This window comes from Butyricicoccus sp. (assembly GCF_050872565.1).
Taxonomy (GTDB): Bacteria; Bacillota; Clostridia; order Oscillospirales; family Butyricicoccaceae; genus Butyricicoccus_A.
The window spans coordinates 1-2,725 of record NZ_JBNMHC010000305.1 but is presented as its reverse complement, the minus strand read 5'-3'; the positions used below and the strand labels follow the sequence as shown (position 1 = coordinate 2,725).

Below are 2,725 nucleotides of genomic sequence, written 5' to 3'. Positions count from 1 at the left end.
TATGAGCAGGACATCAAGCAGTATGCCCAGCGGCAGCTGGCGCAGTATTTTCCTGTGCAGACGGAAGGAGAGAGCGTATGAAACTGATGCGAACGGAAGATGCCGTGGGACAGGTGCTGTGTCATGACATCACACAGATTATCAAGGGCGTGACAAAAGACGCCGTGTTCCGCAAGGGACATATCATTCGAGAAGAGGATATTCCTGTGCTGCTCAGCGTCGGCAAGGAGCATATCTATATCTGGGAAAACAACGAGAACATGCTGCATGAAAATGAAGCGGCGGAAATTTTGCGGGATCTTTGTCAGGGCGAGCACATGCACGCCTCGGAAGCCAAAGAGGGCAAGATTGAGTTGATTGCGGATATAGACGGCCTGCTTATGGTCGATTTGGAGGGCTTGCGCCGCCTCAACAGCCTGGGTGAAATGATGATTGCGACACAGCCGTCTGGCTTTGTCGTAAAAAAAGGTGCAAAGCTGTGCGGCACGCGCATTATTCCGCTGGTAATTGAAAAAGAGAAAATGCAGCGCGCGAAAGAGGCGGCAGGCGAAAAGCCGCTCATCCAGCTGTATCCGCTCAAGAAAAAGACCTTTGGCGTTGTGACAACGGGAAGCGAAGTCGCCAAGGGATTGATACAAGATACCTTTACCGATGTCATTGTGCAAAAGCTCGCAGAGTACGGCTGTACGATGACCGCGCATGTCTGTCCGGGCGATGATGCGGCGGTCATTACGCAGACGATTCAAACCATGCTGCACGATGGCTGTGAGATGGTCTTTTGCACGGGCGGCATGAGCGTTGACCCGGATGACCGCACGCCGCTCGCCATTCGCAATACCGGCGCGCAGATTGTGTCATATGGCGCACCGGTGCTGCCGGGAGCCATGTTCCTTGCTTCGTATATGCCGGATGGCCGTCCGGTATGCGGCCTGCCCGGCTGCGTGATGTATGCCAAGCGGACGATTTTTGATTTGGTTTTGCCGCGCCTGCTGGCGGATGTGCCAATTACCGCATCATGGCTGGCGGGACTGGGAAACGGCGGCTTGTGTCTCAATTGCGAGGTTTGCCATTTCCCGAACTGCGGGTTTGGAAAGGGCGTGTAATAACAGATGGAACACAAGCTCACGCATATTGACCAAGCGGGAAACGCGGTTATGGTCGATGTCGGCGAAAAGCAGATCACGCATCGAACGGCAATCGCCCGCGGCGAAATTCATATGAATGCCGAGGCGTTTGCGGCGGTGCAGCAGGGCACAGCAAAGAAAGGTGATGTGCTTGGCGTCGCGCAAATTGCAGGCATTATGGCCGCAAAAAAAACAGCGGATTTGATTCCACTGTGTCATCGTTTACATTTGACCAACTGTAAAGTGACATTTGAACTGCTTCCGGAACAACGGGCGATTGAAGCGCGCTGTCTTGTCGCCTGCGATGGCAAGACCGGCGTAGAGATGGAAGCACTGACCGGATGCAATGTCGCGCTGCTGACGATTTACGATATGCTCAAGGCGTTGGATAAGCGCATGGAGATCACGGCGGTGCATTTGATAGAAAAGCACGGCGGCCGCAGCGGCGATTTCTCGTTTGAGCAGGTGAAGCCGTGACCGATCAGTTTGGACGAAGCATTGACTATCTGCGTATTTCTATCACAGATCGCTGTAATCTGCATTGCTTTTACTGTATGCCGCACGATGTGCCGCTGCTGCAGCACGCAGATATTTTGCGCTATGAAGAAATTGTGCGGCTGGTGCGCATTGCCGCTTCTCTGGGCATCACCAAGGTGCGCATTACCGGCGGGGAACCGCTGGTGCGCAAAGGCTGTGCGGACTTGGTTCGGATGCTGCGGGATATTCCGGAGATCACGACAATTGCCCTGACGACAAACGGCGTTTTGCTGCCGGATGCACTGCCGGAGTTGGTGCGGGCAGGCTTGAATGCTGTGAATATCAGCTTGGACACGCTGCGACCGGAGCGGTTTGCGGCGATTACCGGACAAGATGTCATGCCAAATTGGCGGGCGCTGCTGCGGGATTGTGTGCAGGCGGGATTGAAAACCAAGACCAATACGGTTTTGCTGAGAGAAAATCGAGAGGAATGGGAGAATATTGCCGCTTTGGCACAGGAGCTTCCGATTTCCGTTCGGTTTATCGAACAGATGCCACTGGGACGGGGGCAGATTGGCAAAGACGGTGACGCGGAACAGGTGCTGCGTCTGCTGCGCCGCCGCTGGAGCGATTTGCAGCCGGTGCAGACACAGGATGCCAGTGCACCGGCGCGATACTATCGCAGTGAGCAACTTATCGGCCAAGTGGGATTGATTGCGCCGATGACTCATCGGTTTTGCCGCACATGTAATCGCGTACGGCTGACGAGCACGGGACAGCTCAAGCCGTGTCTGAGCTATGGCATACATAACGATTTGCGCGGCTTGCTGCGCACTGGTAAGTCGGATGATGCCCTGCGGGAAGTCATGCGCCAGAGCATCTATCATAAGCCGAAGACGCATTGCTTCGGAAGCAATCAGACAGATGCAGAGCGACAGACTATGAATCGGATTGGAGGATAATATGGGAATTGTGACAGCGATTTGTATCAGCGAAAAACGCGGCACACCCAAGAAGCCGGTTGCCGAGGCACAGCTTGTGCCGGATTACGGCATTCAGGGCGATGCGCACGCGGGAAACTGGCATCGGCAGGTCAGCCTGCTGCAGCAGGAAAAAATTGATGC

General features: G+C 54.7%; 3 protein-coding genes and 1 pseudogene. All 4 read left to right on the top strand.

What is annotated here, in order from left to right:
* Positions 1-77: 77 nt before the first annotated feature.
* The gene (locus ACR0P9_RS10500; protein WP_432619920.1) at positions 78-1,103 is read left to right on the top strand and encodes a molybdopterin-binding protein; all 1,026 of its coding nucleotides are present in this window, start codon (positions 78-80) and stop codon (positions 1,101-1,103) included.
* A 6-nt stretch (positions 1,104-1,109) separates the two neighbouring features.
* On the top strand, positions 1,110-1,601 hold the full coding sequence (gene moaC / locus ACR0P9_RS10495; protein ID WP_432619918.1) for a cyclic pyranopterin monophosphate synthase MoaC: 492 nt from the start codon (positions 1,110-1,112) through the stop codon (positions 1,599-1,601).
* A complete protein-coding gene (gene moaA, locus ACR0P9_RS10490) occupies positions 1,598-2,563 on the top strand; it encodes a GTP 3',8-cyclase MoaA (RefSeq protein WP_432619916.1) in 966 nt (321 codons plus the stop codon). The genes moaC and moaA overlap by 4 nt, the downstream gene beginning before the upstream one ends.
* A 1-nt stretch (position 2,564) precedes the next feature.
* Positions 2,565-2,725 (top strand): annotated as a pseudogene (locus ACR0P9_RS10485) (MOSC domain-containing protein); the annotation flags it as partial.